This window comes from Geodermatophilus sp. Leaf369, assembly GCF_001424455.1.
In the GTDB taxonomy this organism is placed as follows: Bacteria; Actinomycetota; Actinomycetes; order Mycobacteriales; family Geodermatophilaceae; genus Klenkia.
Map to the genome: position 1 here is coordinate 1,563,260 of NZ_LMQA01000001.1, position 26,645 is coordinate 1,589,904.

Annotated in this window: 22 protein-coding genes; 11 read left to right on the forward strand and 11 right to left on the reverse strand. The window is 75.0% G+C overall.

Features of this window, described 5'->3' with window-relative positions:
* Positions 1-54: 54 nt before the first annotated feature.
* The 5 genes from ASG36_RS07730 to ASG36_RS07750 all read left to right on the forward strand — a co-directional run bounded on the left by ASG36_RS07730 (position 55) and on the right by ASG36_RS07750 (position 7,953).
* On the forward strand, positions 55-2,934 hold the full coding sequence (locus tag ASG36_RS07730; protein WP_235494696.1) for a diguanylate cyclase domain-containing protein: 2,880 nt from the start codon (positions 55-57) through the stop codon (positions 2,932-2,934).
* Positions 2,935-2,967: 33 nt separating this feature from the next.
* Entirely contained in the window at positions 2,968-4,149 is a 1,182-nt protein-coding gene (larC, locus tag ASG36_RS07735) for a nickel pincer cofactor biosynthesis protein LarC (protein WP_055761524.1), read from the forward strand.
* Between the two features lie 170 nt (positions 4,150-4,319).
* Positions 4,320-4,916, forward strand: a complete 597-nt coding sequence (locus ASG36_RS07740; RefSeq protein WP_055761528.1) for a TMEM165/GDT1 family protein — start codon at positions 4,320-4,322, stop codon at positions 4,914-4,916.
* Between the two features lie 113 nt (positions 4,917-5,029).
* Positions 5,030-6,490, forward strand: a complete 1,461-nt coding sequence (locus ASG36_RS07745) for a sensor domain-containing diguanylate cyclase (RefSeq protein WP_157498637.1) — start codon at positions 5,030-5,032, stop codon at positions 6,488-6,490.
* A 35-nt stretch (positions 6,491-6,525) separates the two neighbouring features.
* Entirely contained in the window at positions 6,526-7,953 is a 1,428-nt protein-coding gene (locus ASG36_RS07750) for a YcaO-like family protein (protein WP_162245173.1), read from the forward strand.
* Here the strand turns inward: ASG36_RS07750 and ASG36_RS07755 are convergent.
* The 9 genes from ASG36_RS07755 to ASG36_RS07795 form a co-directional block, all read right to left on the reverse strand.
* Complete coding sequence (locus ASG36_RS07755; protein WP_055761538.1) at positions 7,944-8,390, reverse strand: SRPBCC domain-containing protein; 447 nt, start codon at positions 8,388-8,390, stop codon at positions 7,944-7,946. The genes ASG36_RS07750 and ASG36_RS07755 overlap by 10 nt on opposite strands.
* A gap of 16 nt (positions 8,391-8,406) precedes the next feature.
* Entirely contained in the window at positions 8,407-8,928 is a 522-nt protein-coding gene (locus ASG36_RS07760; protein ID WP_157498639.1) for a hypothetical protein, read from the reverse strand.
* Entirely contained in the window at positions 8,925-10,946 is a 2,022-nt protein-coding gene (locus tag ASG36_RS07765; protein ID WP_055761541.1) for an NAD(+) synthase, read from the reverse strand. The genes ASG36_RS07760 and ASG36_RS07765 overlap by 4 nt, the downstream gene beginning before the upstream one ends.
* Before the next feature lie 54 nt (positions 10,947-11,000).
* The gene (locus ASG36_RS07770; protein ID WP_200944362.1) at positions 11,001-11,867 is read right to left on the reverse strand and encodes a carbohydrate ABC transporter permease; all 867 of its coding nucleotides are present in this window, start codon (positions 11,865-11,867) and stop codon (positions 11,001-11,003) included.
* Positions 11,864-12,814: a carbohydrate ABC transporter permease gene (locus ASG36_RS07775; protein WP_055761543.1), complete on the reverse strand. Its 951-nt coding sequence runs from the start codon at positions 12,812-12,814 to the stop codon at positions 11,864-11,866. Before ASG36_RS07775 ends, ASG36_RS07770 begins: the two co-directional genes overlap by 4 nt.
* On the reverse strand, positions 12,811-14,118 hold the full coding sequence (locus ASG36_RS07780) for an extracellular solute-binding protein (protein ID WP_055761547.1): 1,308 nt from the start codon (positions 14,116-14,118) through the stop codon (positions 12,811-12,813). Before ASG36_RS07780 ends, ASG36_RS07775 begins: the two co-directional genes overlap by 4 nt.
* 75 nt (positions 14,119-14,193) lie before the next feature.
* Positions 14,194-15,186, reverse strand: coding sequence for a hypothetical protein (locus ASG36_RS07785; protein ID WP_055761551.1), 993 nt, complete (start codon positions 15,184-15,186; stop codon positions 14,194-14,196).
* A 105-nt stretch (positions 15,187-15,291) separates the two neighbouring features.
* Positions 15,292-17,607, reverse strand: coding sequence for an AAA family ATPase (locus ASG36_RS07790; RefSeq protein WP_055761555.1), 2,316 nt, complete (start codon positions 17,605-17,607; stop codon positions 15,292-15,294).
* 75 nt (positions 17,608-17,682) lie between these two features.
* The gene (locus tag ASG36_RS07795; RefSeq protein ID WP_157498641.1) at positions 17,683-19,443 is read right to left on the reverse strand and encodes an FAD-dependent monooxygenase; all 1,761 of its coding nucleotides are present in this window, start codon (positions 19,441-19,443) and stop codon (positions 17,683-17,685) included.
* A gap of 101 nt (positions 19,444-19,544) precedes the next feature.
* On the opposite strand from ASG36_RS07795, the gene ASG36_RS07800 reads away from it, so the two are divergent.
* On the forward strand, positions 19,545-20,420 hold the full coding sequence (locus ASG36_RS07800; protein ID WP_055761563.1) for a hypothetical protein: 876 nt from the start codon (positions 19,545-19,547) through the stop codon (positions 20,418-20,420).
* A 7-nt stretch (positions 20,421-20,427) separates the two neighbouring features.
* Here ASG36_RS07800 and ASG36_RS07805 read toward each other — a convergent pair whose 3' ends face one another.
* Positions 20,428-21,360 carry a phosphotransferase gene (locus ASG36_RS07805; protein WP_055761567.1) on the reverse strand — a complete coding sequence of 311 codons (933 nt, stop codon included), beginning with the start codon at positions 21,358-21,360 and terminating at the stop codon, positions 20,428-20,430.
* Between the two features lie 43 nt (positions 21,361-21,403).
* A complete protein-coding gene (locus ASG36_RS07810; protein ID WP_235494698.1) occupies positions 21,404-22,282 on the reverse strand; it encodes a haloalkane dehalogenase in 879 nt (292 codons plus the stop codon).
* A gap of 99 nt (positions 22,283-22,381) precedes the next feature.
* Here ASG36_RS07810 and ASG36_RS07815 point away from each other — a divergent pair, with 99 nt between their 5' ends.
* The 5 genes from ASG36_RS07815 to ASG36_RS07835 all read left to right on the forward strand — a co-directional run bounded on the left by ASG36_RS07815 (position 22,382) and on the right by ASG36_RS07835 (position 26,641).
* The gene (locus tag ASG36_RS07815) at positions 22,382-23,143 is read left to right on the forward strand and encodes a MerR family transcriptional regulator (RefSeq protein WP_055761570.1); all 762 of its coding nucleotides are present in this window, start codon (positions 22,382-22,384) and stop codon (positions 23,141-23,143) included.
* A 343-nt stretch (positions 23,144-23,486) separates the two neighbouring features.
* Entirely contained in the window at positions 23,487-24,602 is a 1,116-nt protein-coding gene (gene pstS, locus ASG36_RS07820; RefSeq protein WP_200944363.1) for a phosphate ABC transporter substrate-binding protein PstS, read from the forward strand.
* Positions 24,603-24,703: 101 nt separating this feature from the next.
* Positions 24,704-25,162, forward strand: coding sequence for a winged helix-turn-helix domain-containing protein (locus ASG36_RS07825; protein WP_055761575.1), 459 nt, complete (start codon positions 24,704-24,706; stop codon positions 25,160-25,162).
* Between the two features lie 32 nt (positions 25,163-25,194).
* Positions 25,195-25,512 carry a TfoX/Sxy family protein gene (locus tag ASG36_RS07830; RefSeq protein WP_055761579.1) on the forward strand — a complete coding sequence of 106 codons (318 nt, stop codon included), beginning with the start codon at positions 25,195-25,197 and terminating at the stop codon, positions 25,510-25,512.
* Between the two features lie 43 nt (positions 25,513-25,555).
* The gene (locus ASG36_RS07835) at positions 25,556-26,641 is read left to right on the forward strand and encodes an aromatic acid exporter family protein (protein WP_055761582.1); all 1,086 of its coding nucleotides are present in this window, start codon (positions 25,556-25,558) and stop codon (positions 26,639-26,641) included.
* The last annotated feature ends 4 nt before the right edge of the window (positions 26,642-26,645 follow it).

Genomic DNA, 26,645 nt, shown 5'->3' on the forward strand with positions numbered 1-26,645 from the left:
CGTGCCCCGGGCCCGGTGCGTGACAGCGGCACCGCCAACGTGCACTCTGCGCTCGTGCCACCCGGGGTCCTGCACGAGCAGGTGAGTTCCGCGCTGGCCAACTGGCAGCTGGACCTCGCCGAGACGCTCCTGGCCGACGTCGACGGCGACGCCGGTCTCTCCGTGCCGCCCACCGCCGGCGCCCCGCTGACCTCCCTGGCCCGCGCCTGGGCCGACACGCTGCGCGCCGAGCTGCTGGTCCGGCGGTTGCGGATGGCCGGTTTCACCCTGCTCGGTGACCCGATCGACGCCTCGGCCACCGAGGAGCCGCTGGACCTGCACGACGGGGTCGCCGAGCTGCTCGAGGCCGCCGAGACCCCCGACGACGCCCCGGTCGCGGCCGTCGAGCTGGGCACCCGCTCGGAGTCCGCCGCGCACGCCGCGCTGGCGATCGCGCTGGTCCGCTCCGCCCGGGCCGCCTTCGACGCCTCCGACGACGACCTGCAGCGCGCCGCCGGCCTGGCCCGGCACGCCCGGATCGAGCTGCTCTCCCGCCGCACCGACGCCGCGATGGACGAGGCGGTCGAGGCCGCCAGCCTGCTGGACCCGGCGCTGCCGGCCAGCCCGCTGCTGGTGCACACCCTGGGCGCCCTCTCCGGGGTGCTCGCCGACCTCGAGCTCATGCCGCTGGCCCTGGACTACCAGCGGCGCGCCCACGACACCGCCGTCCGGCTGGCCGACGACGTGCCCGGCGCCGGGTCCGCCGCGCTGGTGGGGGACACCGCCGCCCGTCTGGCGGCGCTGTGCGCCGAGGTCGGGGAGAACCTGCTCGACGACGCCCGCACCGACGACGCCCGGCCCTACTTCGCCGAGTCCCGGGCGCTGGCCGACCGGGCGCTCGCCGAGCTGCCGGTCGGTGACCCCCGCCGGGTCCAGGCCCAGGTCGTGCACGGGTGGGCGCTGGTCGGGCTGGGCGAGTGCCCGGCCGCCGTCGCCCCGCTGCGGCAGGCCGTCGCGCTGACCTCCGAGGACGACCGCGGGCTGCTCGCCTCCGCCGAGCTGGCGCTGGGGCGGGCACTGCGTCGGTCCGGCAGCCTGGTCGGGGACACCGCCCGGGTCCGCTCGGCCGACGACCACCTGGCGCACGCCCTGGCACTGGCCACCGAGCACGGCCTGCCCCGCCTGCGCCGGTCCGCGCTGCGCGAGCTGTGCACGCTGCACGCCGAGCTCGACGACGCCGCCCGTGCGCTGCCCTACCTCCAGGCCTACCTGGCCGACGAGCTGGACCGGGTCGACGAGCGGCGCACCCGCTGGGTCGAGCTGTTCGGCCGGCGCAAGAGCCTGCTGGAGACCGAGCGGGCCGCCGGCCAGCTGCGCCGCCAGGCCTACGAGGACCCGCTGACCCACCTGCCCAACCGGCGCTACGCCGAGGCCCGCCTCGACGGTCTGCTGGCCGCGGGCGCCGCGCCCGCGCTGGCCGTGGTGGACATCGACCACTTCAAGTCGATCAACGACGCCGCCGGGCACCCCGGCGGTGACGCCGTGCTCCGCGCCGTCGCCCAGCTGCTGGTCGACGGAGTGCGCGACAGCGACGAGGTGTGCCGCTGGGCCGGCGACGAGTTCGTCGTGCTGCTGCCCGACACCACCGCCGAGCAGGGCGAGCGGGCGATGGAGCGGATCCGCCGGTCGATCTCGGGCAACGACTGGTCCGCCCTCGGCATCGACGTGCCGGTCACGATCAGCGTGGGCATCGCCTCGGCGGCCCGCGGGGACGACCGGCGCACCCTGTTCGCCGCCGCCGACGGCGTGCTCTACGACGCCAAGCGCAGCGGCCGGGACCGCGTCGTCCGGCTCTCCGGGGTCACCCAGACCCGGGCCACCGAGGACCCGACCGCCGAGGTCGCGCCGGTCTACCGGCTGTCCCCCACCTTCCTGGAGGGCGAGCTGCTGCCCGCCGACACGGCCCCCGCGGATGACCCGGAGTCAGGGGACGGGCCGGTTAGTGTCACTGACGTGCAGCCGCAGACCCACGCCGAGGAGTCCGGCCCGAGCGACGCGACGCGGCGTCCCGGCCGGCCCACCGACGTGCTCTTCGGCGACGGGCCCGCTGCCGAGCCGACCCCGGCGGCCGACGAGCAGGACGACGCCCCCGACGAGGACGGCGCGGGCGGCTTCGCTCGGCTCCTCGTCGAGCCCGTCCCCGGTGCGGGCGGCCAGCGCGAGCAGCGCGGCCGCACGGTCCGGCCCGAGCCCGCCCCCCGCCGGCAGGAGACTCCTCAGGCCGAGGTGCGCCCGCCCAGCACCAGCCCGGTGGTCACCCGCCAGCCCCCCGCCACCGTCGGCCCCGACGTCATCTGGGGCACCGGGCGCAGCACCGAGCAGGTCCTGGCCCTGGTCCGCGACGCCCGCCGCGAGTTCCCCGACCGGGCCGCGGTCGTCGTCCGGGCCTCGGCGGAGACGCTGGTCGCCCTGGCCAGCGAGCACGACGCCTACACGACCATGGACGCCGCCGCGATGGCCGCCGCCGTCGGCCCACTGCCCGAGGTGCGGGGCCGGGTCGCCGTGCTGTGCGCCAGCTCCGGGGACACCCCGGTCGCCGCCGAGGCCGCGTTCGTGGCCAAGGTGACCGGCACCGAGGTCACCCGGGTCGACGACGTCGGGGGCAGCCGGATGCGCCCGCTGCTGGCCGACAGCTCGCTGCTCACCGATGTCGACTGCCTGGTGGTCGTCGCCGGCCTGGACGCCGCACTCGCCACCGTGGTCGCCGGGATGACCGAGGTGCCGATCGTCGCCGTCCCCACCTCCACCGGGCAGACCAGCTCGTTCGGCGGCTTCGGCGCGCTGCTCACCGTGCTCAACTCGGCGAGCCCGGGCGTGGTCGTCTCCAACATCGACAACGGCTACGCCGCCGGCGTGTTCGCCGCCCGGATCGCCCGGCGGTCCATCCCCCGCTGACCCGGGCCGCGCCGCGCGGGGCACCATGACCTCGTGATCGGCTGGCTGGACCTCGCGGCGGGTGCGAGCGGCGACATGCTGCTCGGCGCCCTGGTCGACGCCGGCGTGCCGCTGGCCGTGGTGCAGGGCGCCGTCGCCGGGCTGCCGGTCGAACCGGTGCTGCTGCGCACCGAGCAGGTCACCCGGCACGGGTTGGGTGCCACCCGGGTGCACGTCGACGCCCCGCCGAGCACCCACCACCGCACCTGGGCCGACGTCCGGGAGCTGCTGGGCGGCGCGACGCTGGACGACGCCGTCCGGGAGCGGGCGCTGGCCGTCTTCGCCCGGCTGGCCGCGGCTGAGGGCCGGGTGCACCGGGTGCCCGCCGACGAGGTGCACTTCCACGAGGTCGGCGCCCTGGACGCCCTGGCCGACGTGGTCGGGGTGGTCGCCGGGTTCGCCCACCTCGGGCTGGCCGAGCTGCACGCGACCTCGGTGGCGCTGGGCAGCGGCACCGCCCGCGGGGAGCACGGCGTCGTGCCGGTGCCCGGACCGGCGGTCCTGGAGCTGCTGACCGGTCTGCCGGTGCACGCCGGACCGGTGCCGCACGAGTGCTGCACCCCGACCGGGGCCGCGCTGGTCGCCGAGCTGGTGGACGTCTGGGGCCCGATGCCCGGGATGCGGCCGGCCCGGGTGGGGTCCGGTGCCGGCGGCCGCGACCCGGTCGAGCTGCCCAACACCGTCCGGCTGGTGCTCGGGGAGCCGGCGGCCACCCCCGGCGCGCCCGTGGTGCTCGAGGCCAACATCGACGACCTGGACCCCCGGCTGTGGCCCGGGGTGCTCGACGCGCTCTTCGCCGCCGGGGCCAGCGACGCCTGGCTGACCCCGATCCTGATGAAGAAGGGCCGCCCGGCACACACGCTGGCCGCGCTGTGCCGGCCCGAGACGGTGGCCGCCGTCCAGCGGGCGGTGTTCGCCCACACCCCCACGATCGGGCTGCGCGTCTCACCGGTGGGCAAGGTGGCCCTGGCCCGCAGCCAGGACCACGTCGACGTCCTGGGCGGCCGGGTGGGCACCAAGACCGCCCGGGACGACGCGGGCCGGGTGCTCAACGTCAGCGTCGAGTTCGAGGACGTCGCCGCCCTGGCCCGTGAGCGGGGTCTCCCGGTCAAGGAGGTGCTGCGTGCCGCCACCGCGGCGGCATGGGCTAGGGTCCCGGGCGGAGAAGGGGAGTAGCCCCCCGTCCGCTGGTCGACATGCTGGTGCCCCCCGGGGCACCCGGTCAGCGGGTCCGGTGCGAACCGGATGGGCGAGACCTTCGACTGTTGCAGTCCACCCACCCGTGGCGCTGCCGGTCGGAGGCGTGCGCCCCCTGCCCGGTCGCGCCGAGCAGAGAAGAGGCCCCCGTGGTCCTGTCCGTCGTCGCTGCGGCGTTCATCCTGATCCTCCCGGTCGAGCTGCCGGACAAGACGCTCTTCGCCACCCTGGTGCTGGCCACCCGGTTCGCCCCGTTGCCGGTCTTCGTCGGCGTCGGCACCGCGTTCGCCGTGCAGGTGGCCATCGCGGTCACCGCCGGCTCGCTGCTCTCGCTGCTGCCCGCGGCGCTGGTCAGCGGCATCGTCGCGCTGCTGTTCCTGGTCGGCGCCGTGCTGCTGTGGCGCAGCGCGAACAGCGGACCCGAGGACGGCGGTGAGGCCGAGCAGCGCGAGAAGACCCCGTTCCTGCGCGCGGCCGCGATCTCCTTCGGCGTGCTGTTCGCCGCCGAGTGGGGCGACCTGTCTCAGCTGGCCACCGCCGGCCTGGCCGCCCGCTACGACGAGCCGCTCTCGGTCTTCGTCGGCGCGTGGGCCGCGCTGCTGGTCGTCTCCGGGCTGGCCGTCTTCCTGGGCACCAAGCTCGCCGACAAGCTGCCCATCCCGCTGATCCGCCGGGTCGCCGCGGTGCTCTTCGCGGTCTTCGCCGTCGTCGCGGTGGTGGAGACGGTGCGTCAGCTGGTCGGGTGACCTCCTCCCCCGGCCGGGGGACCCTGTCCGGGACGTCTCAAGACCACTAGCGTCCGGGCCGTTGTCCTCCTGACGGACGACGGGTCCGCCGACAGGACGGGTGGGACGTGGGCATGCTCAGCGAGCGGTACGGGGACGGCGTCCTCGACCCGCCGGACGACGACGCCGCGCAGCGGGAGCGCCAGCACCGGGTGCTGGTCGACCTCGACCTGCTCGACGCGCCGTCCGACGCCGAGCTCGACGCCGTCACCCGGCTGGCCGCGACGGTCTGCGGCACCCGCTTCGCCGGGATCCACCTGCTGGACACCGACGTCATGACCCAGCCGGCCACCTTCGGGTTCACCGGCGGGGCGTCACCCCGCGACGAGTCGCCCTGCCACCGGGTGGCGCAGTTCGGCGGGGTCTTCGTCTCCCCCGACCTGGCCGCCGACCCCCGGTTCGTCGACAGCGCCTGGGTCGACGGACGCTGGGCCCGGGTGCGCCTGTACGCCGGTGCACCGCTGGTGGTCGACGGGGTCGTCATCGGCACGCTGTGCGTCAGCGACGAGGTGCCGGGGGTGCTCACGGAGGACCAGGTGGCCCGGCTGAACGACCTCGCCTGGGTGGTGGTGGCCCTGCTGGAGCGCCGCCGGGCCGCCCGGATCGGCGAGGCGGCCCGCGCCGAGCTGGTGCGGGCCAATGACGAGCTGGTGCGCACCCAGGCCTTCGACCGGGCGCTGCTGGAGGCGCTGCCGGTGGGCGTGGTGGCTGCCGACGCCGAGGGCCGGATCACGCTGTTCAACCAGGTCAGCCGCTTCTGGCACGGCCACGACACCGACAGCGGTCTCACCCCGGCGGAGCTGCCCACCGCCTACGACCTGTTCGAGGCCGACGGGCGGACCCCGCTGCCGGCCGACCAGGTGCCGCTGCTGCGGGCCTACACCGAGGGCCGGGTCACCGACGCCGAGATCGTCATCCACCCGCACGACCGGTGCCCGCGCACGGTGTCCTGCTCGGCGACCGAGGTGCGCGACGTCTCCGGCCGGTTCCTGGGTGCGGTGGTCGCGATGGCCGACGTCACCGCCCAGCGCGAGCTGGAGGAGCAGCTGCGCACCGCGGCGCTGCACGACCCGCTGACCGGGCTGCCCAACCGCAGCCTGCTGGTCGACCGGCTCGACCACGCCCTGGTCGCCGCCGCCCGCCGGGGTGACCAGGTGGCCCTGCTGTACTGCGACCTCGACGGGTTCAAGGCCGTCAACGACGCGCACGGGCACGCCGCCGGGGACGAGGTGCTGGCCCAGGCCGCGGTCCGGCTCGCCGCCGTCGTCCGGCCCGGCGACACCGCCGCCCGCATCGGGGGCGACGAGTTCGTGCTCATGTGCCCCGAGGTCGCCGACCCCGCCGTGGCGGCGGCGCTCGCCGAGCGGGTGACCGAGGCGATGGCCGACCCGCTGTGGTCCAGCGCCGGCCGGCACCAGGTCGGGGTCAGCGTGGGGGTCGCGCTCAGCGGGCCCGCGTCGACCCCGGAGACCATGCTGACCGCCGCCGACGAGGCGATGTACGTGGTCAAGCGCGGGCGCCCCGGCCGGGACTGAGTGTGCCGGGCCGGCCGGCCGGGCACCGTGGGTGCGTGACCGACCCCGCTGCCGCCTACCGCGCCGCCCTGCCCGAGGGCCGCACCACCGAGCTGGACCTGCGCGGCTACGACCGCACCGGCATCCCGGTCACCGCCACGGTGTGGCGGGCTGCCGACGGCACCCGGTCGGGGCACGGCGTGGGTTACGGGGCGACCGAGGAGGCCGCGGCGATCGGCGCGTGGGGCGAGCTGGCCGAGCAGGTGCTGCTCGACGACGCCCTGCTGGCCCGGGAGCCGCGCACCGCCTCCTTCCGCGAGCTGGTGGCCGAGCGCGGGGCCGACCGGGTGGCCGACCCGCGCACGCTGGTGCTCCCCGCCGGCGCGGACGACGACCCGGACCGCCCGCTGCGCTGGCTGCCCACCACCCGCTGGGCGACCGGGGAGGAGGCGCTGGTGCCGGCCGAGTTCGTCGCCCCGCACGCCGCCGGCATCGCCGCTCCTCCCCCGGCCGGGGGCTGGCTGGTCACCCCGATCACCAACGGCATGGGCGCCGGGGACACGATGGAGCGGGCCGTGGGCCACGGCATCGGGGAGCTGCTCCAGCGGGACGGCAACACCGTGGACTTCCGCGCCCTGGACACCGGCCGGGTGGTCACCGGCATCGACGACCCCCAGGCCCTCGCCGCGATCGCTGCGCTGGAGGGGGCCGGGCTGCAGGTGACGGTGAAGCTGGCCAGCACCGAGTTCGCCGTCGTGGTGCACGCGGTGGCCACCGACCCGGCGGCCGAGGTGCCGGTGGTGGTCAGCGCGATCGGGGAGGCCGCCGCCCCCGACCGGGCCGAGGCGGTGCGCAAGGCCGTGCTGGAGCTGGCCTCGTCCCGGGCCCGGCGGGCGTTCGCCTTCGGCCCGTTGGCCGGGGTGCGGGCCCGGCACCCGGACTACCTGGCCGACGAGCTGGCCGCCCCGCTCCCCGAGCAGGAGCCCCGGGCGCTGGCGGCGATGACCGCCTGGACCGGCCTGGGCACCCCCGAGCTGACGGACCTGCTCGCCCCGCTGTGGGCGCGCCGCACCGAGGTGCCCTTCGCCGGGCTGCCCACGTCGGCGGTGCACGGGCCGGCGGAGACGCTGGCGCTGTACCGGGAGCGACTGGCCGGGTTCGACCTGCTCGTCGCCGCGACCGAGGTGAGAGGGGTGCACGTGGCCAAGGTGCTGGTCCCGGGCCTGGAGGTGGAGACGCTGTCCTACGGCCGGATCGGCGAGCGGGTGCTGCAGCGGCTGCTGGCGAGGGGCAGCGACCTCGTGGGGCTGGGGGTCGCCGAGGGCCCGGACCGCCGGCCCGTGCGGCTCACCCCCGAGGCCACCGAGCGGGTCGGCGGGCCGGCCTGGCTGGACGTCGCCGCCGCGGCCCGCACGGTCGGCGAGCTGTACCCGCTGTACCGGGAGCCCACCCGGCACGCACCCCAGCGGCTCGCTCAGTCCTGAGGCGTGGTCCGGCGCTCGGCGATCGCGGCCAGCCGGGACAGCGCCTCGACGTTCCGCCTGACCAGCACCGCCTCGCTGACCGGGTTGTGCAGCCAGCTGCCCGGCCCGGACACCGGGGTCTCGGTGAAGACCACGCGGGTGCCGCCGTCGGCGGGGTGCAGGACGACCTCCACCCGGGCCGAGCCGAGCGGGCGGCCCTTGGCCAGCAGCACCAGCCGGTGCCCGGGCTCGCTCTGCTCGACGACCGCCTCGTCGTCCAGGGTCACCGGCCAGTTGCCCTGGGCGTGGTGGATGCGGGTGCCGACGGCAGGCCACGCCGCCTCGACGGCGCGCACGTGCGAGGCGCCCACCACCCAGTTGCTGTAGGCCCAGCCGTCGGCCAGCACGGCCCAGACGGCGGCGGGCTCGGCGGAGACGTGTCGTTCGACGGTGGCCATCGGACCATCCTGCTCCTCAGCGGAGGCGTTCCCGCAACCCGATGGCCAGACCCGCCACGGTCAGCCGGTCCGCGGCCCCGCCGACGACCCGGGCCAGCCGCTGCCGGCGCACCCCGGCCAGCCGCAACCGCAGCTGCACCCGGGTGCCCGGTCCCTCCGCGCGCAGCGCGATCGCCCAGGTCAGCCGGACGGCGCCGCGGGTGGAGCGGTGCACCAGGGTGTGCGGCGGCTCCAGGACGGCGGCGGTGAAGGTCGCGTGCCGGCCGCCCCAGTCGGGGATGGTGTCGCCGACGGCGAGGTCCAGCAGCCGGGGCTCCAGGTGCCGCAGGCCCCGCCGGGCGGGCGGGGTGAGCGCCTCGACCCACCGCGGCAGGTAGTACCCGCCGCGCCGCTTGCCCAGCTGCACGAACCACGGCCAGACCGCGGCCGGGGGCGCGGGCAGCGAGAACGCGGTGTCCATCACGACGGCGGCGTCGGGGACCAGGTCGTCCCCGGGCAGCGTCGCCGCCACCTCGGCGGCCGTCGGGCGGATGCTCACCCCGGGACGTTGTCCCGCAGCTCGGCCAGCCAGAGTGCGGCCGAGCCGTCCGAGGGGGCCCGCCAGTCCCCGCGCGGGGACAGCGAGCCGCCGGCCGACACCTTGGGCCCGTTGGGCATCGCCGAGCGCTTGAACTGGCTGAACCCGAAGAACCGCTGGCAGAAGACCTCCATCCAGCGGCGGATCTCGGCCAGGTCGTACGCCGTCCGCTTGGCCTCGGGGAAGCCGTGCGGCCAGTCGCCGGCCTCGGCGTCCCGCCAGGCGTGCCAGGCCAGGAACGCGATCTTGGAGGGCCGGAACCCGTAGCGCAGCACGTGGAACAGGGTGAAGTCCTGCAGCGCGTACGGCCCGATCGACGCCTCGGTGGACTGCGCGGTCTCCCCCGGCACCAGCTCGGGGCTGATCTCGGTGTCCACGATCGCCTGCAGGATGCCGCCGACCTCGGCGTCGAACTGGCCGGAGCCGATCACCCAGCGGATCAGGTGCTGGATGAGCGTCTTGGGCACCCCGCCGTTGACGTTGTAGTGGCTCATCTGGTCGCCCACGCCGTAGGTGGACCACCCCAGCGCCAGCTCGGACAGGTCGCCGGTGCCCAGCACGATCCCGCCGCGGTGGTTGGCGATCCGGAACAGGTAGTCCGTCCGCAGCCCGGCCTGCACGTTCTCGAACGTCACGTCGTAGACGTCCTGCCCGTCGGAGAACGGGTGGTCGATCTCCTCGAGCATCAGCCGGGCGGTGGGCGTGATGTCCAGCTCCGCGGCGGTGACGCCCAGGGCGCGCATCAGGGCCCAGGCGTTGCCCTTGGTGTGGTCGCTCGTGGCGAAGCCGGGCAACGTGTAGGCCAGGACGTCGCTGCGCGGGCGGCCGACCCGGTCCATCACCTGGGCGGCGACGATCAGCGCGTGGGTGGAGTCCAGCCCGCCGGAGACCCCGATGACCACCTTGGGGTCGCCGATCGCACCGAGCCGCTGGGCGAGGCCCGCGACCTGGATGTTGTAGGCCTCGTAGCAGTCCTGGGCCAGCCGGGCGTCGTCGCTGGGCACGAACGGGAACCGCTCCAGCTCCCGGCGCAGGCCGAGGTCCGCGTCCGGCGGGGCCAGCGTGAAGTCGACCGTCCGGGTGACGGGATCGTGGTGCCGCCGGTTGTCGTCGAAGGTGCCCATCCGGGCCCGCTCCTGGCGGAGCAGGTCCAGGTCGACGTCGGCCACCGCGCGCCGGTCGCCGTCGGGGAAGCGGTCGGTCTCGGCCAGCAGGACGCCGTTCTCGTAGACCAGGGTCTGCCCGTCCCAGGACAGGTCGGTGGTCGACTCGCCCTCCCCCGCCGCGGCGTAGACGTAGGCCGCCAGGCAGCGGGAGGACGCACTGCGCACCAGCAGCCGGCGGTCCTCGGCCCGGCCGACGGTGATCGGCGAGCCGGACAGGTTGACCAGCACGGTGGCCCCGGCCAGCGCGGCCTGCGCACTCGGCGGGATCGGCACCCAGACGTCCTCGCAGACCTCGGCGTGCAGCACCAGGCCCGGCACGTCGGTGGCGGCGAAGAGCAGGTCGGGGCCGAAGGGCACGTCCTCGCCCGCCACCCGGACCGTGCCGGTCTGGTCGTCGCCGGGGGCGAGCTGGCGGCGCTCGTAGAACTCCCGGTAGGTCGGCAGGTAGGACTTCGGCGCGACGCCGAGCACCCGGCCGCGGTGCACCACCACCGCGCAGTTGTAGACCCGGTTGCGGTGCCGCAGCGGGGCGCCGACGACGAGCACGGGCAGCAGGTCGCGGCTGCCCTCCACCACGGTCTGCAGCGCGGTCTCGACCGAGTCCAGCAGCGGGTCCTGCAGCAGCAGGTCCTCGATCGAGTACCCGGACAGGGTCAGCTCGGGGAACACCGCGACCGCGACACCGTCGTCGTGGCAGGCCCGCGCCTGGCGCAGCACGGCCGCGGCGTTGGCCGGCGGGTCGGCCAGCGCGGTGCGCTGGGTGCACGCGGCGACCCGGGCGAACCCGTGCGTGTACAGCGAGGTGAACCCCATGGGGTCAGTCTCCCGCGCCCCGCGGCCGGACGTCGTTCGGGCCACCCGGAGGGGTCAGCGCAGGCCGCTGCGGGCCACGCCCTCCACGAACTGCTTCTGGAACAGCGCGAACACCACGAGCACCGGCAGCGTCGACAGCAGCGCCATGCCCATCAGCGCCGGGTAGTCGGTGCCGTACTCGCCCTGCAGGAACGCCAGCCCGATCGGCACGGTGAACAGCTGCTGGTCGTTGAGCACGATCAGCGGCCAGGCGAACTCGTTCCAGCGGTACATGAACGTGAGGATCACCAGCACCGCGATCAGCGGCCGACACATCGGCAGCACCACCGACCAGAACACCCGCAGGTGCCCGGCGCCGTCCATCCGGGCGGCCTCGAGGATCTCGTCGGGGATGGCGAGCATGAACTGCCGGCACAGGAAGATGCCGAACGCCTCCGCCGCGCGCGGCACGATCACCGCCCAGTAGGAGTCGATCCAACCCAGCCCGGCGACCAGCTGGAACTGCGGCACCATCACGACCTGCACCGGGATCATCAGCGTCGAGACGATGACGACGAAGACCGCCTGCCGGCCACGGAACCGGTACTTGGCCAGCACGTAGCCGGCCATCAGGTTCAGTGTCACCGACAGCGCCATGGCCACCAGCGCGATGGCCAGGGAGTTGACGAAGAAGCTGCCGAAGGGCAGCAGCTCGAAGGCCCGGCGGAACCCGTCCAGGGTGGGGTTCTCCGGGAACCAGCGCAGCGGGCCGCTGGTGAGCGAGCCCTGCCCGCTGAAGGCGGTGACGACCATCCAGTACAGCGGGAAGAGCATCACCACCGCGCCCAGGACCAGTGCGACCTTGCGCCCGGAGATCCACCCGGCCCCACCGCGCTTCGGGGTCCGCCGCGGCGCCTCGGGCCTGTTCTGCAGGGTGGTCACTGGTCGGCCTCCGTCGCCTTCTGGCGGCGCCACCACAGCGCCGTCAGCACCGCGATCAGCAGGTAGGTGACCACGCCGATCGTCGCCGCGTAGCCCTGCCGGCGGGCGTCGAAGCCCTCGGCGTAGGCGTAGGTCACGAGCATCTCGGTGGCGTTGCCCGGGCCACCGCCGGTGAGCACGTAGACGATGTCGAACACCTGGAAGCTCTCGATCACGCCCAGGACGACGAGGAACACCGTCGTCGGCTTGAGCAGCGGCACGATGACGTGCCGCAGCCGGGTCCACCGCCCGGCGCCGTCCATCTGGGCGGCCTCCAGGTACTCGGTCGGGATCGACTGCAGCCCGGCCAGGTAGACGACCATGCAGAAGCCGATCTTGGTCCACACGCTGATCAGCACCAGCGAGGCCATCGCGCCGACGCCGTCGGACTGCCAGGGCACGCCGTCCAGACCCGCCCCGCGCAGCAGCCGGTTGACCACCCCGACGTTCTCGTTGAACACCCACCGGCCGGCGACGGCGATGACCACGCCGCTGATCACGTAGGGCACGTAGTAGATGCCGCGCAGCAGCCCGCGACCGCGCATCGGCCTGTTGATCGCCAGCGCCACCCCGAGGCCGAGCACCAGCGAGACGGGCACGGTGAGCAGCGCGTAGACCCCGGTGTTGAGCGTGGCCCGCCAGAACGTGTCGTCGCCGAACAGCTCGCTGTAGTTCTCGAACCCGATGAACTCCCGCGGCCCGAACCCCGAGGAGGAGTACAGCGAGAGCCAGAACGTGGCCAGCAGCGGGAGCAGCAGGAACAGCCCGAACACCAGCAGGTTCGGCGAGAGCATCGCCCAGGCGGCGGCGGAGTCCTTCCACGCGCCGCGCCGCTTCCTGGTGGGCCGCTCCTCCTCGTCGTCCTCGGGCAGGGGCGCGGTGACCGCCGCCGGGGCCGCCGTGGTCACGAGAGCCGGCCGGCGATGTCGTCGGAGAGGTCGGCGAGCACCCCGGCCGGGTCGTCCCCGGAGAGGAACGCCTGCTCCAGCCGGTCGACCATCGAGGCGTTGACCGCGTTGAACTGCGGCACGGTGACCTGGGCGGACAGCTCCGGGGTGATCGTGGTGGCCTGCTGCACGAAGAGCTCCATGAGGTCGGGGCGGACGGCGTAGTCCAGCTGCTGGTCCAGCAGCGCCGTCCGGGTGGGCAGCACGGTGGCCTGCGCGCAGAACAGCGCCTGGGCCTCGTCCCCGGACAGGTAGGCCAGGAAGTCCGCGGCGGCCTCGGGGTTCTTCGACTGCGAGGTGGCGACCACGGCGTTGCCGCCCAGGTCGGCCGAGGCCCGCTCGTCCCGGGGCAGGAACGTCGCGCCGTACTCGCGGCCGGCGCTGAGGAAGGCCGGGTCGATGGTGGGCAGCAGGAAGTCCCCGGCGAACACCATCGCGATGGTGCCGGCGGTGAACAGCTCGTCGACGTAGGCGCCCTTGGTCGACGTCGTCCGCGGCACCAGGCCGTCGGTGAAGAAGGACTGGGTGAACGCCAGGGCGTCCCGGCCCGCCCGGCTGTCGATCGCGGGCCCGGTGAGGTCCTCGGTGAGCAGCCGGCCGCCGAGCTGGTCGACCCAGTTGAGCCAGCGGTAGGCCCCGGCGAGCTGCCAGTTGACCCCGAAGGCGAACTGGGCCTCCCCGGTCGGCAGCGACCGGGCGATCGAGCCGAACTCCTCCCAGGTCCAGGCGTCGTCCAGGCTCTCGGGGATGCGGGCCCCCGCGAGTGCCTCGGTGTCGTAGAGGACCAGGGAGGTGTCGGTGTGGTGCGGCACGCCGTAGACCCGGCCCTCGGACTGCACCGCGGAGACGAACGCCGGGCCGAACCCGTCGACGAACCCGCTGGGCAGCAGGTCGGTGAGGTCGAGCAGGGCGTCGCCGGCGGCGTAGATGCCGATGTCCTGGTAGGTCACCCGGAACAGATCCGGCGCCCGACTGCTGGCCAGGCCCGCGTCGATGCCGGTCAACGCCTCGCCGAACGGGACGACGTTGAACACCACCGGGATGCCGCTGGTGCGTGACCACTCCTCGGCGACGGTGGTGAACGCGGTCAGCTCGGCGTCACCGGCCCACAGCGTGAAGCTGAGCCGGCCCTCGCGGCTGGCCGTGCCGTCCCCGCGCTGCAGCTCGAACCCGGTGCCGCACCCGGCGAGGGCCAGCGCACCGGCCCCCGAGGCGGCCAGGAAGGACCGTCGCGAGAACCCGCGACTCCGTCGTGAGTCGATCACCGCTGAACAGTCGGGGTTCCGCACGTCACACGCGAGTCGATCTTGGTCCCCCGCTGACGAGAAGCGCCCTTCTCGTCAGGGGTGGAGGCGCTCGACGGCGGCGTTGGAGGTCCAGAGCCGGACGTCGGACGCGGCGACGGCGGCATCGCCGGGGGCGGCCGGGTCGAAGGGGGTGCCGCCCAGCCAGGCCCAGGCGGCCGGACGGCGGCCGATCACCTCGGTGAGCCGGGCCAGCGGGCGGTGCACCTGCCGGTCGACGTCGGCCGGGGTGCGCACCGAGGCCGAGCTGGCGTGGGTGGCCGAGTGCCCGCAGACGACGTGCCGGGTGGCGAGGTCGGCCAGCGCGTCCCAGCTCATCGCCAGCGGTGCGTCGCCGGGCAGGTCCTCGTCGAGCACGCCGAGGTCGTGCTCGGCGGCGAAGGCGCGCTGCTCGGCGGCGGGGCAGTCCAGGAACTCCGTCGGCGGGTAGAACCAGCCGACCAGGCCCAGCTCCTCGCACAGCGGTGCGGCCACCTCGGCGGCGCTGGCGAAGCCGTCGAAGAACGCCGGGACGACGCCGGGCCGCGGGTCGGTCCAGCGGCCGGTGTCCAGCGCGGTGTGCAGCTCGGCCTCGGTGACCGGGGCGAACCGCGCGGCGTACCAGGTGAGCTCGCGCCGCAGCTCGGCCGCGTGCGAGGCGGGGGTGTTGTGCCAGTTCACGACCCGCAGGTGCCGGCCGGCGAGGACGGCGTCGTGCACCCGGGCGGCCTCGGCGTCCCGGTCGCCGCGGCCGGTGTCGGCCGGGCGCCAGGCGGCGAGCGGGGCATCGGAGGGCTCCTCCGCCGGACCGGGTGGCCGGAAGCGCAGGTGGGCCAACGCCGCGAGGGCGTCCTGGACGGTGGTGTCCGGGGCGGCGGCCCGGAGCACCCGCCAGGCCCGGTCGAGGTCGTCGGCGAGCGCCCGGTCGTCGCCGGTGCCCGTCCCCGGGGCCCCGCCGTGCAGCGCGACCAGCATCGCCACGCCGGCCCGGTCCTCGTCCTCGGCCGCCACCGCGCGGGCGGCGGCCAGCACCTCGTCGTCGCTCAGCACCCGGTCAGTGTCACCCCCGCCCCACCCCCGGGCAGGGGATGCCCCGCACCCACCTGCGGGGCTCGTCGACGGGTGCAGGGCTTCCCCTGCCTGGGGTGTGGGGCGTCAGTCGGTCAGGCGGTGCAGCGAGGCGGGGAGGTCGCCGGTGTGCAGCACGGCCAGCCGCTGGGTGGCCCGGGTGAGCGCCACGTAGAGGTCGCTGTCACCGCGGACGCCCTCGGTGAGCACCCGCTCGGGCTCGACGAGGACGACGGAGTCGAACTCCAGGCCCTTCGCCTCGGCCGGACGCAACACCACGGTGCCGGCCGAGGAATCAGCGCCGGCGCCGGCGGTGACGGAGGACAGCTCGGCCGAGACGGCAGCCAGCACCGCGTCGAAGCGGCTGACCGGGGTGATGACCGCCGTCGTCCCGCCCTTGCCGGACAGGTCCGAGGTCACCATGACCACCCGGTCGAGCAGCTCGCGCTCGTCCACCCGCTCGGCGCGCGGGTGCTCGCCGCTGCTGCGCACCGAACGGGGCGCCTCCAGCTCCGAGCCCGAGGCGGCCAGCACGTCGGCGGCGACGTCCATGATCTCGGTCGGCGTGCGGTAGTTGACGGTCAGCTGGGCCAGCCGCCACTGGGTGCGGGCGTGCGGGGTGAGCACCTCCGACCAGCTCGAGGCACCGGCCAGCGAGCCGGTCTGGGCCAGGTCGCCGACCACGGTCATCGACAGGGTCGGGCACTTGCGGGCCAGCACCCGCCACGCCATCGCCGACAGCTCCTGCGCCTCGTCGACCACCACGTGCCCGAAGGTCCAGGTGCGGTCGGCGGCGGCCCGCTCGGAGGTGGACCGGTAGTCGGCCTCCTCCTCGCGGTCGGCCAGCCCCTCGGCGTCGAGCAGGTCGGCGGCGGTGAGCTCCTCGGACTCCTCGTCGTCGTCGGCGTCGTGCGAGCGGGAGCCGTGCAGCAGGTCCAGGGTGCGCTGGGCGTCGTCGACCCCGGCCTGGCGGCGGCGGGCGGCCGCGGCGCGCTCGGCGCTGTCGTCCACCCCGAGCAGCTCGTCGGCCTCCTCCAGCAGCGGCACGTCGGCCACGGTCCACGGCGCGTCCGCGGGGCGCAGCAGCAGCGCCCGGTCGGCCTCGGAGAGGTCGCGGCCGGCCCGGGCGAGCCGGTCGGCCGAGGAGAACAGGTCGCGCAGCAGCTCCTCGGGGGTGAGCAGCGGCCACAGCTCCTCCACCAGGTCGGCCACCGCGGGTTCGCCGGCGATCTCCTGACGCAACGCGCGCCGGTCCTCGGCGTCCATCAGGTTCTCCCCGCCGCGGACGTCGGAGCCCAGCCGGTCGGCCACCCGCTGCGCGATGAGGTCGACCAGGCCGCGGTAGAACGCCGGACGGGCCAGGTTGTGCAGCCGGGACGCCCGCCGCGCCTGGGTGCGCACCCGGCTGATGTCGCCGGCACGCAGCCGGATCCGCTCCCGGTCGACGACGACCTCGCGGGTGCCGCGCAGCACGCCCTGCCGCTCCTTGACCGCCGCGGCGATCACGGCGGCCATGTCCAGGCGGCCCTTGACCTCGGCGGTCTCGGGGCCGTCCAGCGCGGTCGCGTCCAGGCCGGGGCGCAGCTGGCCCAGCCCGGCCATCACGACGCCGGTCTCGCCGAGCGCGGGCAGCACGTCGGCGATGTAGCGCAGGAAGGTCGGGGTGGGGCCGACGACGAGCAGGCCGCTGCGGGCCAGCCGGTCGCGGTGGGTGTAGAGCAGGTAGGCAGCACGGTGCAGGGCGACGGCGGTCTTGCCGGTGCCCGGCCCGCCCTGGACGACGAGGATCCCGCGCGAGTCCGAGCGGATGATCTGGTCCTGCTCGGCCTGGATGGTGCGCACGATGTCGGTCATCCGGCCGGTGCGGTCGGCGGTGAGCGCGCGCAGCAGCGCGGCCTCGCCGGTCAGCCCGTGCTCGTCGGCCTCCTCGCCCTCGGCGAGCACCAGCACCTCGTCGTCGACGTCGGTGACGACACGGCCCAGCGTGCGGATGTGCCGACGCCGCGTGACGCCCTCGGGCCGGAACGGGGTGGCGGTGTAGAACGGCCGGCTCGCCGGGGCCCGCCAGTCGACCAGCGCGGGGTCGCCGCCGGCGTCGTCGGCGGGCAGCCCGGTGCGGCCCACGTACAGCGGCTGCGGGGTGGACTCCCGGTCCAGGCGCCCGAGCACCAGGCCGGCCTCCGCGGCGTCCAGCTGGACGATCCGGGTGCCGTGGAAGCGGACCGCGGCCTCCTTCTCCCCCATCGCCTGGGCGTTGTCGACCAGCGGGGCCGAGATGGCCTGCTGCCGGCGGGTGACGGCGAGCTCGCGGGCAGCGTCGAGCCGGGCGTACAGCCCGGTGACGTGCTCCTGCTCGGCGGCGAGCACGGGATCGGTCGGGACCTCAGGGGTGGCACTCGGCACGGTTCGCAGACTCCCTGGGGGTGGCGCTGGACGAGAGGCAGCCACGGTAGTCGCGCTGCCACCCCCGGGGGTCACTCAGGCCGGACGACGCCCCAGGACGGCGTCCAGCGCGGTGGCCAGCCACTCCCGGGCCTGCTCCGCCGACGCCGGGGCCGCGAGCTGCCGGGCCGCGACGTACCCGTCGGGGCGGACCAGCAGCACCCCGCCGTCCGCGGTCTCGCGCAGCCCGGCCCAGGTGCCGTACGGGTCGTCGTAGGGCAGCCCGGGCCCGATCGGGACGGCGGTGAGCTGCAGCCCGCGCTCGGCACCGAGCTCGGCGGCGGCCTCCACCCAGGCCTCACCGCCGACGCCGGTGACGACGGCGAACCGGCCCTTCCCGACCAGGTCCAGGGTGGAGACCTCCCGGCCGTCGCGGGTGACCCAGGTGTGCGGCAGCTTGGCGCCGGGCCAGGTGGTGGGCCGGGCGTACAGCTCGGCGTCCCGCTCGTAGGCCGGCATCGGCGTCCCGTCGGGGACCACCGCGCCCGACGCGTAGCGCTGGTTGTGCTCCACGCCGTGCGCGTCGAACTCGTAGGCCTTGTGCGCGATCGCGTCCCGGACGGCGGCCCGGATGCGGTCGCCCTCGGGGCCCGGTGCCCGGCGCAGCGCGAGCTGGCGCTCGAGCACCTCGACGTCGGTGGTGTCGGTCAGCTCCAGCGCCGCCATGATCCGGCCGGTGTCGGCGATCGACTGGTTGGCCCGCTCGACGACCTGCCGGGCGATGGGGGCGCGCTCGGCGTCGTAGGAGTCCAGCAGCGCGGGGTCGGCGGTCCCGGCGACGACGTGGGCGAGCTTCCAGGCCAGGTTGTAGGCGTCCTGGATCGAGGTGTTGGAGCCCAGGCCGTTGGTCGGCGGGTGCCGGTGCACGGCGTCCCCGGCGCAGAAGACCCGGCCCTTCGCGATCGTCGTCGCGAAGTGGTGGTTGACCGTCCACGGCGACCCGGACAGCACCTCCATCTCGAAGTCGTCGGTGCCCACCAGGCCCACGGCGAGCTCGCGGACGAACGCGTCGGTCAGCTCCGGCGGGCCGTCGGCGACCGCGTAGCCCCACATCAGCATCCACTCGGTCCAGGGCTTGATCATCCGCAGCACGCCCAGCCCGACGCCCTCCTTCTCCGCGCCCGGCTGGAGCATCCAGTAGAGGACCGAGGGCCGGTGCGCGACCAGGTGCGTCAGGTCGGCGCGGAACACGATGCCCAGCGCACCGCCCACCGCGCCGGGGCCCTCGAAGGGCAGCTCGAGGTCGGCGGCGACGGCACTGCGGGCGCCGTCGGCACCCACCAGGTAGCGGGAGCGCACCTCGTACTCCACGCCGGTCATCCGGTCCCGCAGCGTGGTGGTGACGCCGTCGTCGTCCTGGACGTGGGAGACGTACTCGGTCTCGAACCGCACCCGGGCACCCCGGTCCTGGGCGGCCTTCACGATCACCGGCTCGGTGATCGTCTGCGGGGCGTCGAGCATCGTGCAGGGGCTGGCCAGCTCGTAGTCGGCGTGCCGCACGGTGTCGGTCCCCCACGAGGGGATCCGGCCGAGCTCCTCCCCCGCCAGGCTGGTGCAGAACGTGGTGGTGCCCATCAGCTCCCACGGGGTGGCCAGCGCGGTGAGCGTCTGCTCGACGCCCATGTCGCGCAGGGTCTCCATGGCCCGCTGGTTGGTGATGTGCGCGCGTGGCTCCTGGGACAGCCGGCCGTACTTGGTGACGACGAGGACGCGCGTGCCGTAGGTGGCCAGGAACAGCGCGGCGGACGCGCCGGCGGGGCCGGTGCCCACCACCAGGACGTCGGTCTCCACGGGCACGGGTGTCTCCTCAGCTGGGGTGGTGACCGCGGTCACGGCTGGGTCGGACGATCGTTGAACGCGCGACCACTGTCAAGGGAACCCGGCTCTACCCTCGAGCCGTGACCGTGCTGCCGCCCGACGTCGCGGCCGTCCGGGCCGCCGCGCACCGCGAGCGGCTGCTGCCCTGGGTGGGCCCGCACCAGGAACGCCGCAGCCGGCGCGAGACGCACCCGGTCTGGGACTTCCTCTTCACCTACTACTCCGAGTCGCCCGCCAAGCTGCTGCGCTGGCACCCCGGCGTGGGGACGGCGGTGACCGGCGAGCTCGCCGAGGAGCGGCTGGGCTGGCCGATGTACGCCCGGCTCGGGGACGGGTCGGTCGGCCTCGACGTCGCCGCGTTCCGGGCCAAGCGGGGGACGGCGGCCGGCTGGACGGCGTCCCTGCTCGAGCGGACGGCGTCCCGGGCCGGGCAGTTCGGCTGCTTCGGGCTGCACGAGTGGGCGATGGTCTACCGCTCCGGGGACGACGTCCGGCACGGCGCCGTGCCGCTGCGGCTGGGGTCGGCCGGCACCGACGCCGTCGTCGAGGGGCACCGGCTGCAGTGCACGCACATCGACGCGTTCCGCTTCTTCACCGAGCCGGCCGTGGGGCGCAACAGCCTCACGCCCACCCGGGAGACCCAGTCCGAGCTGGAGCAGCCGGGCTGCCTGCACGCCACCATGGACCTCTACAAGTGGGCCTACAAGCTCTCCCCCGCCGTGCCCGGCGAGCTGCTGGCCGACTGCTTCGTGCTCGCCGCCGACGTCCGCGAGCTCGACATGCGGGCCAGCCCGTACGACCTGGCCGACCGCGGCTGGTCCCCCGTGCGCATCGAGACCGCCGCCGGCAAGGCCGAGTACGCCGCCGCCCAGCGCGGCTTCGCCGCCCGCGGCGCGGCCCTCCGCGAGCGCCTGCTGGTCGTCTGCGACGCCGTCCTGGAGCCCGCGGGCGTCTGAGACGCCCTCAGGTCAGCGGCGTCCGCAGGTCGGTGAGCGGGGGCGAGTCCCGCCATCCTGCGACCAGCGGCTCCAGCGCGTCGACCATCCCCGGCACGGCGTCGGCCAGCGGGAAGACCGCGAGCAGCTGCAGCAGCCGGCCCCGCTCGCACAGCGCCAGCACCTGCAGGTCGAGCCCGGGCAGGCCCAGCTCGGCGGCGGCCCCGTCGTACCCGGCCCGCACGCCGGCGGGCACCCCGGCCACGTCCCACTCCCGCGGGCCCAGCCCGACGTGCTCGAAGTCCGAGCTGAGCACCCCGTCGGCGGTCACGATCACGTTGTAGAACGGGGCGTCGCCGTGCACCGGCTGCACCGGCACGTCGGGGAACACCGCGGCGTGCACGGTCGGGTCGGTGGCCCACGGCTCGAGCACCGCCCACTCGGCGAGGGCGCGCTCGACGTCGTCGGCGGTGACGTGGCCGGGCCTGGTGTCGGCGAGCTGGACGATCCCGTCGGGCACCGAGGGGTCCAGGGGCACCAGCCAGTCCAGGTCGACGGGGCACGTGGCCAGCGCTGCGTGCAGCCGGGCCACCACGGCACCGCTCTCGGCCTCGCCGACCGGGTCGGGCAGCTGGTCGACGAGCTCCCACAGGGTCGACGCGTGCCCGCCGGCCTGCAGCGGCTCGGGGTGCGCAGGGCGGACGCACGGGAACCCGGTGCCGGCCAGCCACGCCGTGGCCTGCAGCTCCAGCCGCATCTGGCGCAGCTGCGCGCTCCGGTCGGCCAGCACCGTGCGACCCAGCACCGTGGGCACCCGCGCGACCACCGGGGACGGTGCGAGGTGGACGACGACGGAGAACACGTCGTAGAGCACCCGGGGCTCCTCGACGGCCAGCCCCAGCGTGCGGGCGGCCGCCACGGCAGCGGCGACGGCGGACTCCTGGCGGGCCGGTGCGCTCACCGGCCCGACCCTGCCAGCCCCGCCCGCCGTCGGGCCACCGGTTTCAGGGCAGGCTGCGCAGCCAGTCCGCGATCGCCGTCCCCAGCTCGTGCGGGGAGTCCTCGGGCACGAAGTGCGAGCCCGGCACGGTGACCTCGGTCAGCGCCGGCCAGCGACGCACCAGGTGCCGCAGCCGCCCGGTCAGGATCGAGCCCGGGTCGGCGTCCAGGAAGAGCTTGGGCACCTCGGAGTGCGCCAGCCACTGCCCGTAGTGGTCGACGACGTCGTGCACGTCCGGCGGCACGTGCTCGATCGGGATCTGCCGCGGCCACTCCAGCGTGGGCCAGCGGTCCTCCCGCTCCAGGAACGGCTGCCGGTACCGGTCGTGGGCCTCCGGGGTCAGCCCGTGCAGGGTCGAGGCGGGGAGGATCCGCTCGACGAAGGTGTTGCGGTCCAGGACCAGGGACTCCCCGGCGTCCGAGCGCATGCCCTGGAAGACCCCCTTGGCCGCCCGCGGCCAGTCCGCCCACAGCAGCGGGGAGACGATCGCCTCGGTGAAGGCGATCGCCCGCACCCGCTCGGGGTGCCGGGAGGCCCAGTCGAACCCGAGCGCGGAGCCCCAGTCGTGCAGCACCAGGGTGATCCGATCGCCGAGCTGCAGGTCCTCGAGCAGGTCCTCCAGGTACGCCGCGTGCGTGGCGAAGGAGTAGGTGCCGCGGCCGGCGTCCAGCTTGTCCGACTCGCCCATGCCGATGAGGTCCGGCGCCACGCAGCGGCCCTGGTCGGTGAGGTGCGGGATGACGTTGCGCCACAGGTAGGACGACGTCGGGTTGCCGTGCAGGAACAGGATCGTCTCCCCGGACCCGGTGTCGACGTAGGCCATCTCCTTGCCGCGGATGCTGACGCGGGAACGGGGGAAGCGGTCGTCCGGGGAGGGCAGCACACCCCGATCCTGGCCCCGTCCCCCCGCCCACGCCTGACGAGGTTGACCCTGACGCGGCGTCAGGCGCTTCAGTCGAGATCGTCAGAGAGAGGAGGGGCCGTGAGCCACACGGTGGGAGAGCTCGCCCGGCTGGCCGGGGTCACGGTGCGCACGCTGCACCACTACGACCGGATCGGGCTGCTGACGCCGTCCGGCCGTACGTCGGCGGGGTACCGCGTCTACGACGTGCCCGACGTCGACCGGCTGCAGCGCGTGCTGCTCTACCGCGGGCTCGGCTTCGGCCTCGAGGAGATCGGCGCACTGCTGGACGACCCGGACGTCGACGCGGGGGAACACCTGCGTCGACAGCACCGGCTGCTCACCGAGCAGCTGGACCGGACGCACCAGATGGTCGCGGCCGTCGAGAAGGAGATGGAGGCACGGCAGATGGGGATCTCGTTGACCCCGGAGGAGCGGTTCGAGGTGTTCGGCGACTGGCTGCCCGAGCAGTACGCCGACGAGGCCCAGGAGCGCTGGGGCGACACCGACGCCTGGGCGCAGTCGCAGGGGCGCCAGCAGGCCATGAGCAAGCAGGACTGGCTCGACGTCAAGGCCGAGACCGCCGACCTGGAGGCCCGCTTCGCCGCCGCACTGGCCGAGGGCGCCCCCGCCGACGGGCAGCGGGCGAGGGACCTGGCCGAGGAGCACCGCCAGCAGATCACCACCCGCTGGTACGACTGCCCGCCGGAGCTGCACGCCTGCCTGGGCCGGATGTACGTGGAGGACGAGCGGTTCACCCGGTACTACGACGCGATCGCCCCCGGCCTCGCGCAGTACGTCAGCACCGCCGTCGTCGCCAACGCCGAGCACCCCGCGACCTGACCCTCGTCGGCGTCGATCAGCTGGGACGACCACCGTGCGTCCTCCTCCACCGACGCCGGTGGAGGAGGACGCACTCTCCTCGTCGGAGCTGATCGACGCCGGGTCCGGGCGGGCGCCCCGAGACCCTCGTCACGCCGCGGGTGAACGCCGGGTGGCCGGCGGGCGAGCAGCCGTCGTCGTCACAGGTCCGTGACCTCTTCTTGACCGTTCGTTCACCGGGGGTCCACCGAACGGCACCCGTCCGCTCACCGGCTGACCGGACCGTTCCACCCGACAGCGACCCGGGGGATCCCGGGCGGTCCCCGTCGGGCCTGCGAGCCCGGAACACAAGATGAGGTCACTCGTGAAGCTCAGCACCACCACGCGCACCTGGGCCCTCTCCGCGGCCCTGGTCAGCACCCTGGCCCTGTCCGCCTGTGGCGCCTCGAACGAGGGCGGCGGCTCCGACACCGCCGCCGGCGGCGACTCCGCCTCGGCCGACCTCTCCGGCGAGCTCGTCGGCGCCGGGGCCTCCAGCCAGCAGGCCGCCATGCAGGGCTGGGCCGCCGGCTTCACCTCCGTCGCCCCCGACGTGACGGTCAACTACGACCCGGTCGGCTCCGGCGGCGGTCGTGAGCAGTTCATCGACGGCGGCACCGCGTTCGCCGGCTCCGACGCCTACCTGGACGACGAGGAGCTGGCCGCGGCGCAGGAGCGGTGCGGCGGCGGCGACGTCTTCGAGCTGCCGAACTACATCTCGCCGATCGCCGTGGTCTACAACCTCGACGGCGTCGACGACCTGAACCTCTCCCCCACCGTGCTGGCCGGGATCTTCAACGGCTCCATCACCACCTGGGACGCCGCCGAGATCGCCGCGGACAACCCGGACGCCGACCTGCCCTCGACCGCCATCACCCCCGTGCACCGCGGTGACGACTCGGGCACCACCGAGAACTTCACCGACTACCTCGGCCAGACCGCTCCCGACGTCTGGACCGACGAGGCCGACGGCGAGTGGCCGCTGTCCGGTGGCGAGGCCGCCAACGGCACCTCGGGCGTCATCTCCGCCGTCGAGGCCGGTGCCGGCGCCATCGGCTACGCCGACGCCTCCCAGGCCGGCGACCTCGGCGTGGCCAACATCGGTGTCGGGGACGACTTCGTCGCCCCGTCCGCCGAGGCCGCCGCCGCCGTCGTCGAGAACTCCGAGAACGTCGAGGGCCGCGGCGAGTACGACTTCGCCATCGAGGTCAACCGGCAGACCGAGGAGTCCGGCGAGTACCCGATCGTGCTGGTCAGCTACCACATCGGCTGCATCGACTACGAGGACGCCGCCCAGGGCGAGCTCGTCAAGGCCTTCATGGGCTACGTGATCAGCGAGGACGGCCAGCAGGCCGCGGCCGACGCCGCCGGCTCCGCCCCGATCTCCGACACCCTCCGCGAAGAGGGCCAGACCGCCGTCGACGCGATCAACGCCGGCTGACCCACCGCACCGCAGAACGGCACGGCCCGGCGGCCGGGGCCCACGGCACCGTCGTGGACCCCGGCCGTCGGCGTACCCGCCCCGGTCACCTGGAGACGACGATGACCATCACCGTGATCACGGTGCACCAGCGGGACGACGAACCGGGTTCGCTGGCGGTGTCCGTGCACGCCGACGACGGCTCGGTGCACGAGGCCACCCCCGCGGAGGTGGCCGCCCTGGCCCGCACCCTGGACGCGCACGCCACCAGCCCCGCCCTGCCCGCCGACGACCTGGTCCGCGTCGGCCGGCTCACCATGGCCCCGGCGGGGTACCGGGCCTGGGTGGACGGCGAGGAGCTGCAGCTCACCGCTCGGGAGTTCGAGGTGCTCGAGGTGCTGGCCCGGCAGCCCGGCGAGGTGCTCACCCGCGCCGACCTGCTGCGCCGGGTGTGGGGCGCGGGCCCCGAGCCCGGACGGCGGACCGTCGACGTGTTCCTCATGCGGGTGCGGGCCAAGCTCGGGCCAGCGGCCGGCCAGCTCGTCACCGTCAACCGGGTGGGGTACCGGCTCGACGCCTGACCACCGGCCCCCGCCGGCCGGTACGGTGCCGCATGGCCCACGACCAGGACCTCGCCGACCGTCTGCGCGCGGCGCTGCCCGGGGCGACGGAGCGGGCGATGTTCGGCGGGCTGGCCTTCCTGGAGGGGGGCCGCATGGTGCTGGCCGCCAACCGCGCCGGCGTGCTCATGGTCCGCTGCGACCCCGCCCGGGCCGAGGACCTGCTCGCCCGACCCGGGGTGACCCGGATGGTCATGAGGAGCCGCGAGATGGCCGGCTGGCTGGTGGTGCAGGCCGACCAGCTGGAGGACGAGGCCGCGCTGCGCAGCTGGGTCGAGACCGGACTGGCCGGCGCCGCCGCCGCCCGCTGAACCCGGCGGCGGGCCACGACGGGGGCTGTCCCATCATGACCCGGTGAGGCAGGCGGTCGACCTGCTGCGCCGGCCGTGGGTGCAGCGTGGGATCAGGGCAGCGGTGGCGGCGGGACTGGCCTGGCAGATCGCGCTCCTGCTGCCGCCGACGCTGAGCGACTACGCCTACTACGCCCCGCTGGGCGCGGTGATCGCCGTGCACCCGACGGTGGCCGACTCGGTCTCGGCGGCCTGGCGGACCGTGGCCGCGATGTTCCTGGGCTTCGGCCTGGCCGTCGGGGTCTACGAGCTGACCCGCGGGGTGCCGAACGCACTGACCATCGCGCTGATCGTCGGGATCGCCGTGGTGGTCGAGCAGTGGCGCCTGCTGCGCGAGCAGGCCAGCTGGGTGAGCTTCGCGGCGGTCCTGATGATCACCGTCGGCACCGACGACCCGGCGTCCTACGTGCTCCGCTACGGCGGGCTGACCCTGCTCGGGGCCGCGGTCGGGGTCGCGGTGACCACGCTCCTCTTCCCACCGATGCTGCTCACCCGGGCCGTCGAGCAGCTCGCCGTCACCCGCTCGCTGCTGGCCGCCCACCTCGAGGACGTCGCCGTCGCCCTCCGGGTCGGGCGGGTGCCCAGCCCGGCCGACTGGGACCAGCGCGGTGAGGTGCTCGACGCCGCGCTGGACCGGCTGCGCCGGGACGAGCAGCAGGTGGAGCGGGCCCGGCGGGCCAACCCGCGGGCGCACCGCTGGCAGGGCCGGGCCGGCAGCATCCGCGAGCAGTCCCGCGCGCTGGACCGGGTCGCGGTCCTGATCGACGACCTGACCACGCTCGTGGTGGAGTTCCAGCCGCACCGTCGCGGCCTGGACCGGGTGGACGACGGCACGGGCTGGGTCCTGGCCGACGCCCTCGAGGGGCTGGCCGGGGTCGTGCGCACCCCTTACCACGACGGGGACGACCCCGACGGGCGCGATGCGGCCATCGTCGCCGCCGTCGGGGCGCTGGACCGGCTGACCCACCTGCTGCGCGCCTCGGAGATCCCCGACGACGAGGGGTTCTTCGCCCTGGGTGCGGTGACCGTGGGGGTCCGCCGCTCGCTGCAGGCCCTCGAGGCGCAGGTCCGGCACCCGCAGGAGGCGTGAGCGC